The sequence below is a fragment of the Sphingorhabdus sp. genome (assembly GCF_046292425.1).
GTDB lineage: Bacteria > Pseudomonadota > Alphaproteobacteria > Sphingomonadales > Sphingomonadaceae > Sphingorhabdus_B.
Genome location: NZ_JBKBQV010000062.1, coordinates 1 through 15806, shown reverse-complemented (window position 1 = coordinate 15806; position 15806 = coordinate 1). Strand labels below are relative to the sequence as shown.

The following is a 15806-nucleotide window of genomic DNA, read 5'->3' as shown; positions in this document are numbered from 1 at the left end:
CGGCACCCACTGTCAGGTCGCCGTCGAGCACGTCGCTTTGATCCAGGTATCCCACGTTGACGTCACCGCGCTTGGTGACCCTGCCCGAATCCCGCGTGGAGCGCAAGGCAAGCAGCCGCATCAGGGTGGATTTGCCGTCGTCAACTGAGCCGCAGGTGATGAACCGCAAGAGGCTCTTTTGCTGATGCTGCGCCAGATAGGCTTCAATGTCTTCGGCAATCAGGGCGTCGGTTTCATAAACAGAAGACATTAAAAATAGCCCTCCTGCTTTTTCTTTTCCATCGACCCTTCGCCAGCATCCTTGTCGATGACCCGGCCTTGCCGTTCGGATGAGGTGGTCAGCAGCATTTCCTGAATGACTTCATTCAACGTCGCCGCTTGGCTCTCGACCGCGCCGGTCAGGGGAAAGCAACCCAAAGTTCGGAAGCGTACGGAGCGTTCAACAATATCCAGTTTGCGGCCAAGGACGTTTTCCAGACGGGGCAAATCGTCCGCCATGAACAATTGGCCGTCCCATTCATAGGTTGGTCGCGGTGCGCTGAAATATAGCGGCACAATCTCGATCTTATTGAGTTGGATATATTGCCAGATATCTAATTCGGTCCAATTGGAAATGGGAAAGACGCGCATGCTTTCGCCGCGGTTCTTGCGGGCATTGTACAGGTTCCAAAGCTCTGGCCGCTGATTCTTCGGGTCCCAGCGATGCGCTTCGGAGCGGAAGCTGAATACGCGTTCCTTTGCGCGGCTTTTTTCTTCGTCACGACGTGCGCCACCAAAGGCCGCGTCAAAGCCGTAGTGATCCAGCGCCTGCTTCAGCCCCTCGGTTTTCCAGAGGTCTGTATGCAGCGGGCCATGGTCAAACGGGTTAATCCCCTGTGCCTTTGCGTCAGGATTCTGCCAGACAAGCAACTCCATCCCGGCATCCCTGGCCGCCTTTTCACGCAAGTTGTACATTGCACGAAATTTCCATGTCGTATCAACATGCAGCAACGGGAAGGGCGGTGGCGCGGGATAAAACGCCTTGCGGGCCAAATGCAGCATCACGGCGCTGTCTTTGCCAACCGAATAGAGCATTACGGGCCGTTCAGCTTCAGCCACCACCTCGCGCATGATGTGGATGCTCTCTGCTTCGAGCCGTTCAAGATGGGTCAGATCGCGCAACATGACCATGCTACTTACGCATAGCCCACTGCGTCGCAAGCAGCAAAGGCTTGCAAGTCGTCAAGTTATGCTTTGCCTATTGCGACGGAGGGGGGCGTGTCACCGTCCCACGCTAATGTAATTGAAACCCGCGGCAGCGGCTTCGTCAGGCCGGTAGATGTTACGCAAATCCACCAAAACATTGCCCGACATCGCGGCATGCAGCTTCTTGAGATCTAATGCCCGATAGGCATCCCATTCAGTCACCAGTGCCACGGCGTCTGCGTCTTTCGCGGCGCTATAGGCACTGTCGGCCATGATGACATCTGGAAGTATCTTTGCCGCTTCCTCCATGCCCTCGGGGTCGTGGGCATGTACAATTGCGCCAGCGTCGAGCAATGTCTGGACAATCGCGATTGACGGCGCATCGCGCATATCGTCAGTGTTCGGCTTGAAAGTAAGGCCGAAAAGCCCGATTTTCATGCCCCGCACATCCCCGCCCAAGGCGTTGATAATTTTGCGCCCCATGGCACGCTTCCTAAGGTCATTTGCCTGCACCACAGCCTCAACCACCCGAACGGGCGTTTCATGGTCCTGCGCGGTCTTGAGCAGCGCCAGCGTGTCCTTAGGAAAGCAGCTGCCGCCATAGCCGGGGCCGGCATGCAGAAACTTGGATCCGATACGGTTATCAAGGCCGATGCCGCGCGACACGTCCTGGACATTGGCACCCAGCTTCTCGCACAAATCCGCCATTTCATTGATGAAGGTGATCTTTGTGGCCAGAAAGGCGTTCGCGGCATATTTGATAAGTTCCGACGAACGGCGGCTGGTGAACAGCAATGGCGATTCATTGAGAAACAAGGGACGGTAAATTGCACGCATCACGTCGCGGGCCCATTCGACATCGCTGCCGACGACAATGCGGTCGGGGCGCTTGAAATCGCCGATGGCCGCGCCTTCGCGCAGGAATTCCGGGTTGGATACTACGGCGAAATCCAGTTCAGGATTTGTTTCGCGGATGATACGCTCCACCTCGTCCCCCGTGCCAACGGGAACAGTGGATTTGGTCACAACTACAGTTCGGGGGTCAATTGCGTTCGCAAGTTCCTCGGCAGCGGCGTAGACATAGCTTAAGTCTGCATGGCCATCGCCGCGGCGTGAAGGTGTCCCTACGGCAATGAAAACAGCGTCACATCCTTTGACAGACTGCGCGACATCCGTGGAGAAGCTCAACCGGCCAGCATCGACATTGGTTTTGACCAGAGCGTCAAGGCCGGGTTCGTAGATCGGCATGATATTCGAATTCAGGCGGTCGATTTTTGCAGCATCCTTATCGACGCAAACGACGTCGTGGCCAAAGTCGGCAAAGCACGCGCCAGAAACAAGGCCGACATAGCCGGAACCGATCATTGCAATTTTCATTGGTATCCCTCTTCAAGGCGCTTGCCGATAATCTGCGCCTTATGATGTTATCCGCGTAGGAACAAGTCTTGCGGCATTCGGTTCCAATGCAAAGGTAAAACAATCAACCGGGAATCGGGACTTCAGCTTACCAGTCGAAGCGGCAAGGGCGCGGTATTTTGTGGCTGGTCCGGCCAAATGCCGCGCACGTCATAAACAATCTTGCTTGCCCGTTCGGCCAAGGGAATCGCCTTGAAGCTGTCATGATCGACAAGTGTGATTAACATACCGCAATCTTGTAGTGCCTGATCGATGTCGATCAGCTTTGCACCGCTGCCATTAAACGCGGACGGCAAGTGCGCTGCATAAGGTTCAATGATCTGAATTCTGTCGCCAAATTGATTTGCAAGAATAGCTGCAATCTTCAAAGCGGGGCTTTCACGAAAATCATCAATATTGGCTTTGAACGTGAGACCCATGCATCCGACCTTCATGCCAGGGTTTTCCAATATCAGCGCGCGGGCGCGGGTGATAACATGTTCGATCTTGCCGTCGTTTACATTGCGGGCGGTGCGGATCAGTGGGCTAAGCTCAGGTGCACTATGGATGATGAACCACGGGTCAACGGCAATGCAATGACCGCCAACGCCCGGGCCGGGTTGCAAGATATTTACACGGGGATGCCTGTTGGCAAGGCGGATGACCTCCCAAACATCGAGGCCTATCTGGTCGGCGATCATCGACAGTTCATTGGCGAAGGCAATGTTCACATCGCGGAAGGCATTTTCCACAAGTTTTGTCATTTCGGCCGATGGTGCGTCGGTTGTAACGCAGGCTCCACGCACAAAACGTTTGTAGAAAGTCAGCGCCTTGCGCGCACAACGCGGCGTGATTCCGCCGATGGAGCGGTCGTTGTTGGTGAGCTCCTCCAAGATACGTCCCGGAAGAACCCGTTCGGGGCAGTAAGCGATTGCAATATCCGGCGTGTCGCCCGTGATACCCGGAATTCTTAAATCGGGTCGCAATTTGCCAATATGATCCCGGACACGCTCGGTCGTGCCAACGGGCGATGTCGACTCCAATATGACCATGTCGCCGTGCTTCAAGGCTGCGGCAATGTTCGTCGCCGCATTCATCACATAACTAATATCCGGGGCATGACTGCCATCGAAGGGCGTGGGGACCGCAATCACAAAAACGTCGGCGGGCTCGATCATAGTCGAAGCGCGAAGCATCCCGCGCGAAACCACGCCTTGGACCAGACCATCCAAATCGACTTCCTCAATGTGGATTTCGCCCCGATTTATAGTGTCGACGACCGACGCGTTGACATCTACCCCCAGCACGCGGCAGCCGGAACGTGCAATCGCTGCTGCAGTAGGTAAGCCGATATAGCCAAGGCCAATCACGCAAACGTCAGGTTTTTTGTCGACGAGCATTCCAGATAATCTCCGCGATGCGTTGGCTCGCATGCCCATCTCCGAACGGATTGTGCGCGCGCGCCATCGCTGAATAAGCCGCTTCATCGTCCAAAAGAGTGAAAATTTCGGAAATTATCCTTTGTTTTTCAGTACCAATAAGCTTGGCTGTGCCTGCAGTGACGCCCTCGGGACGTTCGGTGGTGTCGCGCATGACCAGCACTGGCTTGCCGAGCGCCGGAGCCTCTTCCTGAACCCCGCCGCTGTCAGTCAGCATGATATGGCTTATCGATAAAAGGCGCGCGAAATTCGGATAATCCAGAGGTTCGATGATGGCGACATTGGTCAAATCGCCCAGCGCCCTGTTCATGACTTCGCGGACATTTGGGTTCATGTGTACAGGAAAAATGCAGGCTACATCGTCGCGCGCGGCAATGGCCCGAATGGCGGCGGCGATATTTTCCATGCCGTCCCCAAAATTCTCCCTGCGGTGTGTCGTAATCCCTATGATCTTGCGCCCACGAAAACGTTCTTCCAGCGGCGCAAGGCTCGGGCACCGGGCCGGGTCCTGCGCAATGCGGGCCGTTACCCAATGCAAGGCGTCAATAACCGTATTACCGGTAACGAACACTTTATCCGCCGGAACCGCTTCCGCCCGTAAAGCAGCAGCTGAAACCTCGGTCGGCGCAAAATGCTGGTCCGCTATCGCCCCGATAATCTTTCGGTTCACCTCCTCGGGCCAAGGTTGATAGATATCATCGCTCCGCAAGCCAGCCTCGACATGACTTACCGGTATTTTGCGGTAATATGCAGCGAGTGCCGCCGCCATCGCGGTGGCAGTGTCGCCCTGCACTATGACGCGATCCGGTTTTGCGCTGTCCAAGACGTTGCCTATGCCCTCAAGCAAGCGGGCGGTCAGCGCATCGAGCGACTGGCCAGGTTGCATGAGGTCGAGGTCATAGTCGGGCACGATACCGCATATGGACAGCACCTGATCCAGCATCTGGCGGTGCTGGGCGCTGACAAGGACTTCGGTCCGCATGTCCGGATATCGGGACAAGGCATCGACAACAGGAAACAGCTTGATGGCCTCCGGCCGCGTGCCGAATATCACCATATTTTTATACATGAGCGGTCCTTGCAATACGCCTGAAGCAGCGTTGCAATTAGCCGTAACATATTAAAAAGTGACGAAATTATATCTTCAGCTGAACCAGCGCCTGCCGGTGGGACGGAAATTTTGCGGCATGACCGGCAATGAACGTTTCGACTTCCTCCATATTTGCAAGTTCGAGACCCTCTACCGAAGCCACCAGCTTCTCGTCGGGTGGAAAGGTCCCATAACCTGCAAACAGGCAATGCCATGACAGGGAGCTATAATATCGGGCAATGCCAAGCCGGTGAACCTCTGCTGTAAGGTCCTCGCCTTTAAACCACGCCGTCATCAGCCCCTTCAAATTGTCCGACAGTGCATCGTTCCGGGCGTTGTCGCGCCAATAGGCAGAGTCAGTCCGCTGATTCATACGGTAATGCGCGACGATATAATCGCGAATTCCCTCAATCCGGTCCGCGAGAGCGAAGTTCAGATCATCAGCATATCGGTTTGTTCCTCCGCCTTTTTCAAAGGCATCGAAAAATCCTTCGACAGTCGCCTGGACAATATGCAGCGCCGTAGCCTCAAGTGGTTCAATGAAGCCCTGTGAAAGGCCAACCGCCAGGCAGTTACCTACCCAGCATCGTTCCAGCCTGCCCACATTCATTTTCAAATGCCGGGCAGGGACATCGCTTTCCAACAGTCCCAGATGCCGTCTCAATTCGGTCTCGGCGGCATCTGCATCGAGATAGCGAGATGCATACACATAGCCATTGCCTGCGCGATTGGTCAGTGGAATGCGCCACGCCCATCCGGTCGATAAAGCTGTCGCCTTGGTTTCGCTAGGGATGTCCCCCTCGTCGTTTGCAGTTGGCATTGCGACGGCTGCGTCGTTGAACAGATTGTCACCAAAGCTTATGAATCGCTCGTGCAGCGCTTTTTGGATGATCGTTCCGCCAAACCCGCTGCAATCAACGAAGAAATCGCCGACTATAGTGTCATTCTCCTGCGTTTCCAGATGCTGGACATGGCCCGCGCAGTCGATCTGTACTTGAGTCACTGTGCGTTCGAGGTGCGTGACACCCAACGCATCAACCGCATGATCGCGCAACGTTCGACCGACCAACGTTGCGTCAAAATGATAGCCATAGCCCACATTGTGCGGAAAATCGGCGGAGGCCAAAGGTGCGCGGCGTTCTGCGGCTAGCCGGGCTGGAAGGAAAAAACGGTCGGGGTGCGCCTCTACATTGCGTCCCGTTCGGCGCGCACGTGTGTGGAAGAAGAATTGGTTAAGCGTGAAGTGGTCGAGCTCAGTGTGGAACGGATGGAAGTATTTCTCAAAGCCTGAGCGTTCGGACCAATTGTGAAAGCTGATACCCGCTTTGTACGTCGCGTTGCATTTGGGCATCCATTCGGATTCTGCCAACCCGAGCGTGTCAAAAAACGCCTTTAGCTGGGGGGTTGAACCTTCGCCGACGCCTATGATGCCAATGTCGGGCGATTCCACGACGACAATGTCATGCTGCGGCCATTTCTTGGCAAGCAAACATGCCGCCATCCACCCTGCGGTGCCGCCGCCCAGTATCACAAAGCGAAGCGGAACATTTCCCATTAACGGCCCCGAAGCATCCAGCCAAATACATCATCAAGACGTGCCGCCCACGCATTTTCTTCGTGCGGAGTGCCGGCATATACCGTGCTTTGAAAGTCCCGACCACGTCTCCAGCCGCTCGCCATCAGCGCAGTGTCGAGATTATCCTGATAAGGCTGATAAAAAGCGTCGAGCGTCTCGGTGCCATGGTCAAACCAGATGCGTCGGCCTTTGGGTTTGCCAAGTTCCAGTTTCACAAATTGTCGCCAGGCCGCGAAGATATCTTCCCGTTCCGCCGCTGTCCAGTTTGGATCACCTAGTGGCAAATGCGTCGACACTGCGCCTGCCGACCCGAAAACCTTCGGATATTTGCTCATGGCATAAAGCGAGATCAGCCCACCCATGCTAGAACCCGCGATAGCAGTATGCGCGCGGTCTTTCCGGGTACGGTAAAGACGGTCGATTTTGGGTTTGAGTTCCTCGACAATGAACCGCAGATAGGCATCAGCTATCATTGGCTTGCCGTTACCTTGTTCCTCAAGCTTGGCTCGTGTTCCGGGCGACAGATATTTCAACATAGATTGCGGGAAATATTGCCGCCAGCGGTCAGCACCGGGCTGATCAATGCCGACAATGATGAACGGCGCTACCCGGCGTGAAGCGATGAGCCGCAACGCAGATTGATCAGCTGCCCAAACCTTGTTGAAATTTGATCGTTTCGGATCAAACAGATTTTGGCCGTCATGCATGTAGATAACACCATAATGGCCGTTGTCCGCGTCATAGCCCGGCGGTAACCACACAATTACCTTTGGCGGTGCAATCTGTGCTGAAGCAATGGAATCTAGGTCGACAAACCGTCCTCGATCCTGCGCTACAAGTTGCACAGGCAAGACAATTGATAGGACCGCTATCAAGGCAAACGCCGCAGCCAGTATCTGACGGCGGCGCAGCTTCATCATTTGCCTTCGACCAAGCGGATGGCAAAGCCGCCGCCGGGCGCAATGCGCATGTTAAGCCTGTCTGTGCTCACCAGAGTTTTGCGCTCGATAATGATCGAATGCCTTTTGTCTGTGCGGTAATCGGCGTCGTCGCCATCGCGGTAGATTTCTGCGGTGTATTTCTTGCCGGGCGTCAGAAAGTTGAGGTCGAAGTTTACGTCCCGTGCTTCCTCGTCACCGACCGCGCCAATATACCAGTTTTTGCCACCACGTTCCTTGCGTGCCATGGTCACAAAATCGCCGATTTCGCCATTGAGGACGCGGGTGTCCTCCCAGTCAGTGGGCACATCGCGAATGAACTTCATCGCTTCCGGATATTTGGCATAGTTTTCAGGCGTATCGGCCACCATCTGCACAGGTGAATAGATCACAACATATAATGCAAGCTGCTTGGCGATGGTCGACAAAATGTCGCTGTCCCGTTCGCCCTTGAGGCTCAATACACCGGGGGTGAAATCCATCGGCCCTTCCAGCATGCGGGTGAACACGACATTTGCCTCATGTTCCGGCGGATTTTTGCCGCCCCACGCGTTATATTCCATGCCGCGCATGCCTTCGCGGGCTACCCAGTTTGGATAGGTACGGTGCAGCCCAGTTCCTTTAACCGGCTCGTGGCTATCAATGCCGACTTTGTATTTGGCGGCGGCTTCGAGGACGCGCAACTGGTGGTTCACCATCCACTGGCCCTGATGCCATTCGCGATATTTCTTACCGTCAGCGTCCTCACGCTCCATGTGCCCTGCATCGGTAACATAGCCCGTTTTCACGAACATGTAATCGCGGTCAGCGGCAAATTTGAATGCCTTGTCGAACTGGTTCTCATAATGCGTCGCAGCGCCGCCCGTTTCATGATGGCCCATCAGGCGAACACCTTTTTTCTTGCCATAAGCGACAAGCATATCCACGTCGAAATCATCGGTGGGCTTCGCAAAGTCCATATCATGACCATTGCCGAACCAGTCACCGTCCCAACCGACATTCCACCCTTCGACCAGTACATGCGGTATCTTGTTTTCCGCAGCAAAATCGATGTAGCGTTTAACATTGGCGTTTGTCGCGCCGTGCTTGGGTCCACGCGCCCAGCTCCATTCTCCCTTGATCATGTTCCACCACACGCCTGCAAATTTCCCCGGTTTGATCCAGCTGACATCGCCAAGCTTATTAGGCTCATTCAGATTGAGCATGAGGTGACTATGGTAGATGCCCGCCGCATTGTCGGCGATAATCAGCGTGCGCCATGGCGTATTCCATGCGCCCTTCTTCTGTACCTTGGGCTCACCCGCGCCGGGATGCAGGGCTGCGCGGAGCGTATTGCCCTCCGTTCGCGCAACTGCCATCCCCGAATAGTCTACCAATGCCGCCTCATGCAACGCCACATGCGTGCCGTCGGACAGTTTGATAGTGATCGGCGTGTCCGCATTAGACACGGCTGATAAAGGCGTTTTGTTATAGAGATACTCCTCACGATTCCACAGAAACGCTGGTTTCCACCAAGCCGTCCCGTCGCTGGCAAAGGCAAACTCGGTCAGCTCATCAGCGATGTTCGCTTGCGGCAGATTGGGTTGTTCGGGAAATTCATAGCGAAAGCCAACGCCATCCTCATATAGCCGGAAGGTTACGGTAAACCCTCGCGCGAGCGTGGTTGTCTCTTTCAAGTGCACTTTCATCTCGCGATAGCGGTTGCGGATATCCTTCCATTCGCCCCATGGCTGAGTCCATGTCTCATCAAAATCGCGCGTTTCCTGTCCGGAAAGAGAAAGCCTGCGGTCGACTTTGACAGCATCTGTGAATAGAAAACCAAGTTTGGATGGTGCCAGAATCTGCTTGCCTTGTCGGCTAACCGCGTAGGCCGCTCGCCCATCACCGTCGATTGTAACTTCGACTTTCACAGAACCGTCGGGCGACGTTGCTGAAGCGACTGCCTGCGCGTGTGCCGCAACCGGACAGAACAACGCACCAAGTGCCAAAACCGCCAACATTCCTGATTTTGCCGCGAACCGCTTGTCCTTGGGCGAATCTGCAAAATTTAGTGTCATGCTATTTTCTCCAGAATTTTTGCGGCGAATGCGGGAAGGACGTGCGGCTTGATTTCATTCACAGAAGTTAGCGGCCGCCAACGATCAGGCTGGGCCGGCTGCCATACGATCTCCTGTCGACCCATGTTGAAGGCGCAGACAAGAATTTGATTCACACTGCGTCGTTCGAAGACCAGCAAGTCACCCTGCGCTTCAATGATTTTAAGGTCGCCGCATTGCAGCGCTTCGTTGCTGTTGCGGACCGCTAGTAGGCGCTTTGTCAGAGCCAACATGGATTGTGCGTCGGCTTCTTCCACATCGACGGCCATTGCGCGGTGATCCGTCCCCAAGGGCAACCATGGTTCAGCGCTACTGAAGCCACAGTTTGGTTCGTTCACGGTCCATGGCATGGGCGTGCGTGTGCCGTCGCGGCTTAGGGTCAATGGCCAGTTGGCAATTGCTTCGGGGTCCTGCAGTTTTTCAAATGGGATATCGACCTGCGTCAGCCCAAGTTCTTCCCCCTGCCAAAGGATAACGTTGCCGCGCAGCGCGACGAAAAGTGTCATCACCATGGCCGCATATGCTGCACGCGCGTCTTCGGGGGCCCAGCGGCTAATCCACCGCGGCGCGTCATGGTTGGAGAAGGCCCAGCTTGGCCAGCCCATGCCTTCTTCCTCGGGCCAAGCTTCCACAGCTTCGCGCACTAAAGCGGGTGTGAGCCGGTCCGCATATAAAAAGTTAAAACCGTAAGCGCTGTTGAAATGCAGGTCGCCTGCGGTGAATGCCTTCATTTCGCGATCAGGCTCAGCTCCGCCAACCTCGGCAACCGAAAAACGGTCCGGATATTGGTCCATCAGAGCCCGCAGCCGGGTGATGAATGCAGGAATATCGGGGTGGGACTGATTGTGAATCTTAAGTTGGAAATCAAAAGGCCGGGTGCGCACAGTGTTGCCGGGCGGGGCCGGTGGATTGTCTTTCAGGGCGGGGTCGTGCATAGCAAAGTTGATCGCATCCACGCGGAAACCATCAACTCCGCGATCCAGCCAAAATTGCGCAACAGCAAGCATGGCGTCCTGCACCTTGGGATTGTGCATATTTACCTGTGGCTGGCTGCTTAAAAAATTGTGCATATAATATTGGCCGCGCCGCGCGTCCCATGTCCATGCGGGTCCACCGAACACCGACTGCCAGTTATTTGGTGGCGAACCATCGGCCTTGGGATCGGCCCAAACATACCAGTCCGCACGTGCATTATCGCGGGAGGAACGGCTTTCGGCAAACCAGGGATGGTGATCTGAGGTATGCGAATAGACTTGATCAATAAGGATTTTCAGTCCCAGCCCGTGCGCCGTCGCAATCAGGTCGTCGAAATCCGCCAATGTGCCAAAAATGGGATCTACGCCGCAATAATCGGCGACGTCATAACCGAAATCCTTCATCGGCGAGGTGAAAAAGGGCGACAGCCAGACGGCATCGACCCCTAGGGACGCGATATAATCCAGCTTGGAAGTAATCCCCGGCAAATCTCCAATGCCGTCGCCATTGGAGTCACAAAAGCTGCGGGGATATACCTGATATATGGTCGCGCCGCGCCACCAAGGTCGCCTGATTGCCGGTGCTGAAGAAAGAAGTGTTTCAGTCATTTAACTTTGCAAACCATATATCCAAATGCGGGAAGAGAAATGGCGACCGACCCAGGAAGGCGCGGTGCCGCGGGGCAAGTTCCGCGCAGCGACAAAAAGCTGGTCGTGTCTTTGTTGATTTCGACATTGGCGGTCAGGGGGTCGCTCGACGTATTGAAAACCACCAGCAGTTCTTCGCCAGACGCGGCATCAATGCGGGATACCGCAAACAGGCCGGGCTTTTCGCTGTAATTCCTGACTATCTGGTCTCCGCGCCGCAACGCCACCTGTTCGTTTCGCAGCTTTGCGAGGTCAGCGATCGTCGCGTAGATAGGATGCGTAACGTCGAAGTTGCTTTGCGCTGTCGTTGCCTTCGTCCCGACGAGTTGATTGTCGTTGTACACCGCAACTTTCGAAGGGAACATGTCCTCCCGCGCATCTTGATCATTACCGTCTCCGGCAAAACCTTGCTCATCGCCGGAATAGATCGTCGGAACACCGCGCAGCGTCATGAGCATTGCATGGCCAAGCAAAACGCGCTTCAAAATCTCCGCATCGTCTGCATTGGGATGCGCCACGCGCATCTCGCGCGCAAAGCGGCCGAAATCATGGTTGCCCAAGAATGTAGGCAATTGCTTCGCCGTGGCCTTACCTCCCTCATACAAATCATCGCCTTCAAAAATGGTAGCAAGCAATTCGGTGCCTGCGCGACCTGAAACGGTTTCGATCGCACCCCGACGAAAAACGAAATCGAGCACAGTGGGCAGTTTTGCCACGCGGGTGTGAAGCGCTTGCGCTTGAATGTCCAAACCGTCTGACGCCACTTCGCCAAAAATATGGAAATTTGGAATACCCTTGGCATGTGCATGCGCCATGATTGCAGGCGCAAACACCGTCCAGAATTCGGGGTTTACGTGTCGCGCCGTGTCAATGCGATAGCCGTCAATGCCAAAGCGGTCGATCCAGCCTTTGTATATGTCGATGAAGCCCTGAACGACGCGGGGATCGGCGGTTGCGAAATCGTCTAGTCCGACAAAATCACCCATAGTCGAATTTTCGCCCCGAAAAGTCGTATTGCCGCGATTATGATAATATTGGACGTCGTTCATCCACCCAGGGACTTTGATGTTTTCCTCGCCCTTGGGAATGACAGGAGTGTAGGCACTGTCGGGGTAATCGGCCCGGCTGCGATATTCACATGCGCTGTCAGGGCATTCTGCATATTGGATGACATCGGCGCTGTGGTTGGTGATGATGTCCATATAGACTTTCATCCCCCGGCTATGCGCAGCATCGACAAAGGCCTTGAATTCAGCGTCAGTGCCAAAATGCGGATCAACGGTCGTAAAATCGGTTACCCAATAGCCATGATAGCCTGCTGACTCCTGACCTTTTCCGCCTTGTACGGGCTTGTTCTTAAACACGGGCGCAAACCAGATAGCTGTCGCTCCCATGCCTTGGATATAATCCAGACGCTTGATGAGCCCCGCAATATCGCCGCCATGATAAAAGCCCTTATGCGTAGGATCAAAGCCGTGCTTGTATCTGTCACCCTTGATGCCGGCCCTGTCATTCCTAGTATCGCCATTTTCGAAGCGGTCGGGTAGGACAAAGTAAATAACCTCGTCCTCAGGAAGCCGTTCGCGGTGTGCTTGTGCCCATAATGGCGAAGCAAGGGACATAGCGATGAGACTTGCAGCGAGACAGAGTGACCTGGCTTTCATGATGATGCTTTCCTGATTTCACGGGGAGGTGCAGCGCAATTTGCTGCAATATACTGTTGGTGCAGCGGCATCTGCTCTGCAACATGACGTGCGTGACGTGCGGCGACGTGCATAAACTCCTGCAGTTGTTCGGCAGTGAGCTGATCAGCGAGCGGATTATAGCCTTGGGGACGCAATCCTTGACCCCACATGACTTGAAGCCAACCAAGCTCGGTAAAAAGTTCATTATTGAACCGCAATATCCGGCCATTGGTGCAAAACAGCTCTATTTTCTCTGCCAGACTGTCGGGGATGGCCATATTTCGGCAACGTTCCCAAAAAGCACCTGAGCGGCTGGCGGTCTTGTAATGCAAAATAACGAAATCGCGGATCGAGTGGAATTCGAAATCCATGGCTTTGTTGAACGCATCGATGTCCGGTTGATGAAAACCTGACGATGGAAAGAACTCCAGCAGCTTGGCGATGCCAGTCTGGATCAAATGAATACTCGTCGACTCCAGCGGCTCAAGAAACCCGCTGGACAGGCCAAGTGCGACACAGTTTTTCTTCCAGATTTGGCTCCGCTTGCCCGTTACAAAGCGAAGTTGCCGTGGCTCGGCCAATGGCACGCCATCGAGCGTGGATAGCAAAATGTCAGTTGCGTCGGCATCGGTGACATAATCGCTGCAATAGACATAACCATTGCCCGTCCGGTGCTGCAGCGGGATCCGCCATTGCCACCCGGCATCGCGCGCGGTCGCACGTGTAAACGGGGTCAGGGGATCAACCGACGCACAGGGTACCGCAACGGCACGGTTGCAAGGCAGGAAATTTGACCAGTCCTCATAACCGCTGTTTAACGTCTGCTCGATCAGCAGTCCGCGAAAGCCGGAGCAGTCAATGAACAGGTCGCCCCGGACGACCTCCCCGGATGCCAGTATCAAGCATTCAATGTTGCCGCTCTCGGCATGCAGCTTTACGTCTGCTATGCGCCCGTCAGTTCGGATAACGCCACGTGCTTCGGCATATTTGCGCAGGAATGCGGCGTATAAGCTGGCATCAAAATGATACGCGTAAGCGACCCCGCTTGGCAGGGTGCCGGGTTTGTCCTGCGGCCGCGCAAATCGGTTTTGTGCCGCGGCAAGGGCCGTCGGCGCGTAATCCCAAAGCGAAACTGAGCCGCCTTGCTGGCGGTAACGCAGCCAGTATTGGTGAAACGGCAAAAGCCCCAGAGGCCTGCCAATGGCTCCGAATGCATGGAGGTAGCTATGTCCGGGTTCATTCCAATCGGCAAATTCGATCCCGAGCTTGAACGAGCCTTGCGTTGCGCGGACGAATTCATTTTCGTCGATGCCAAGGCTTTGGTTGAAAAGCTGAATGGCCGGGATCGTCGCTTCGCCAACACCAACAGTGCCGATCTCTTCTGATTCAACCAGATGAATGGAACAGGATGGACCCAAAAAGCGGGCAAGTGCAGACGCGGCCATCCACCCCGCGGTGCCGCCTCCAGCAATAACAATCTTTGTGAGAGATCTCTCCATCATCCCCGCTCAAGACAAAAAAGCCCCCGCCACGTCAGGTGAAACCTTTACGTGGCGGGGGCCTTCGTTAGTTCATCAGAACTTGTAGTTAAAGCCAGCCAGGAAACGACGCCCGTAAATCTGGTAATCGATGACCTGATTACGACTTGCGCCGACCGATGCGAAACGCTCGTCCGTCAGGTTCTGACCCTGAAGATAAAGCGACAGACCCTGAAGCGCGCTGCCTTCCTGGAAGTCGTAGCCGATCTGGCCATCGACAATCATTTCGGCAAGCGCAGTGCGGCGCGTCGGTGATCCACCAAAGCCGGTGAAGTCACCCAGGAACGTCGAACGGTACCGCACCGAACCACGTGCATTGAAGCCCCATTTTTCGAAATAGGCCGTGCCGTTGGCAACCCACTTCGAGTAGCCCGGAATTTGGTCGACATTACCGCCCGCATCCTTGATCTTCGTCTTGGTATAGCCAACGCCGCCTGTCACGCCAAAGCCGTCAAGTGCTTCGCTGATGTTGTTGAACGGCAAGGTAACGGCCAACTCGCCCCCATAAAGCTTGCCGCCGCCGGTATTGAACGACGATTCCAGACGACCAATCAGCGTTGCCGGCGGCAGGCCGGTTGGCAACGGATAGCCGCCAAAATCGAATGGGAAACGTGTGCGGTCGATGTAGCTCTTGATGTCCTTGTGGAACAGCTGCACTGAAACCACACCTGATTGACCGAAATATTTTTCAAAGTTCAGGTCAAATGCGTTTGCTCGATATGGCCGAAGCTGCGGGTTGCCGCCGCTGCCATCGATGAAAGGTGCCAGCCCCGTTGGACTGTCGGCAATTGTGTTGTTGATGCCGTAGGAAACGGCCACGCGCAGGTCATCCAAACGAGGACGCTGGATCTGGCGTGATGCTGCAAACCGGATGACGAAATCGCTGTCAAAGCGCATCGACAGGTTCAGGCTTGGCAATACATCCCAATAGCTTGCGCTTGCACGCACTTGCCTGGCAACGCCACCGGCAAATACCGTACCCGATGACCCTTGATCCGTGTGGACGGCCTGTACGCCGATATTACCCGTCAATGTGCCATTGCCCATTTCCTGTTCGATGTCGGCCTGCAGATAAGCCGTCATCAGATCTTCGGTGACGTTGAACGCTTTCGCGGGAATGTCAGGTGATGTGTTGCGTTCAAGCACGAGTGTGCCATCCGCAATCAGCTCACGAGCATCGTAACTGACGATTGGGCCAAGTCCAAGATAGCCAAGATTGGTGGGACGCAGCAAGGCGCTGGC

General features: G+C 55.0%; 11 protein-coding genes and 1 pseudogene. All 12 read right to left on the bottom strand.

Features of this window, described 5'->3' with window-relative positions:
* Positions 1 to 250, bottom strand: a pseudogene (locus ACK4S7_RS11520) (hypothetical protein); the annotation flags it as partial.
* The gene (gene cysD, locus ACK4S7_RS11515; RefSeq protein ID WP_409646913.1) at positions 250 to 1164 is read right to left on the bottom strand and encodes a sulfate adenylyltransferase subunit CysD; all 915 of its coding nucleotides are present in this window, start codon (positions 1162 to 1164) and stop codon (positions 250 to 252) included. The gene cysD and the pseudogene ACK4S7_RS11520, both read right to left, overlap by 1 nt.
* Positions 1165 to 1260: 96 nt before the next feature.
* Entirely contained in the window at positions 1261 to 2562 is a 1302-nt protein-coding gene (locus ACK4S7_RS11510; RefSeq protein WP_409646911.1) for a UDP-glucose dehydrogenase family protein, read from the bottom strand.
* 122 nt (positions 2563 to 2684) lie between these two features.
* On the bottom strand, positions 2685 to 3980 hold the full coding sequence (wecC, locus tag ACK4S7_RS11505) for a UDP-N-acetyl-D-mannosamine dehydrogenase (RefSeq protein ID WP_409646915.1): 1296 nt from the start codon (positions 3978 to 3980) through the stop codon (positions 2685 to 2687).
* On the bottom strand, positions 3958 to 5088 hold the full coding sequence (wecB, locus tag ACK4S7_RS11500) for a non-hydrolyzing UDP-N-acetylglucosamine 2-epimerase (RefSeq protein ID WP_409646909.1): 1131 nt from the start codon (positions 5086 to 5088) through the stop codon (positions 3958 to 3960). Before wecB ends, wecC begins: the two co-directional genes overlap by 23 nt.
* Before the next feature lie 67 nt (positions 5089 to 5155).
* A complete protein-coding gene (locus tag ACK4S7_RS11495) occupies positions 5156 to 6664 on the bottom strand; it encodes a tryptophan halogenase family protein (RefSeq protein ID WP_409646906.1) in 1509 nt (502 codons plus the stop codon).
* Positions 6664 to 7605, bottom strand: a complete 942-nt coding sequence (locus ACK4S7_RS11490) for an alpha/beta hydrolase (RefSeq protein WP_409646903.1) — start codon at positions 7603 to 7605, stop codon at positions 6664 to 6666. Before ACK4S7_RS11490 ends, ACK4S7_RS11495 begins: the two co-directional genes overlap by 1 nt.
* Complete coding sequence (locus tag ACK4S7_RS11485) at positions 7602 to 9680, bottom strand: glycoside hydrolase family 97 protein (protein WP_409646901.1); 2079 nt, start codon at positions 9678 to 9680, stop codon at positions 7602 to 7604. The genes ACK4S7_RS11490 and ACK4S7_RS11485 overlap by 4 nt, the downstream gene beginning before the upstream one ends.
* Positions 9677 to 11302, bottom strand: coding sequence for an alpha-amylase family glycosyl hydrolase (locus ACK4S7_RS11480; RefSeq protein WP_409646900.1), 1626 nt, complete (start codon positions 11300 to 11302; stop codon positions 9677 to 9679). Before ACK4S7_RS11480 ends, ACK4S7_RS11485 begins: the two co-directional genes overlap by 4 nt.
* On the bottom strand, positions 11299 to 13005 hold the full coding sequence (locus ACK4S7_RS11475; RefSeq protein WP_409646899.1) for an alpha-amylase family glycosyl hydrolase: 1707 nt from the start codon (positions 13003 to 13005) through the stop codon (positions 11299 to 11301). Before ACK4S7_RS11475 ends, ACK4S7_RS11480 begins: the two co-directional genes overlap by 4 nt.
* Positions 13002 to 14528, bottom strand: coding sequence for a tryptophan halogenase family protein (locus tag ACK4S7_RS11470; protein ID WP_409646897.1), 1527 nt, complete (start codon positions 14526 to 14528; stop codon positions 13002 to 13004). The genes ACK4S7_RS11475 and ACK4S7_RS11470 overlap by 4 nt, the downstream gene beginning before the upstream one ends.
* Before the next feature lie 72 nt (positions 14529 to 14600).
* A partial coding sequence (locus tag ACK4S7_RS11465) for a TonB-dependent receptor domain-containing protein (protein ID WP_409646896.1) occupies positions 14601 to 15806 on the bottom strand: 1206 nt, incomplete at its 5' end.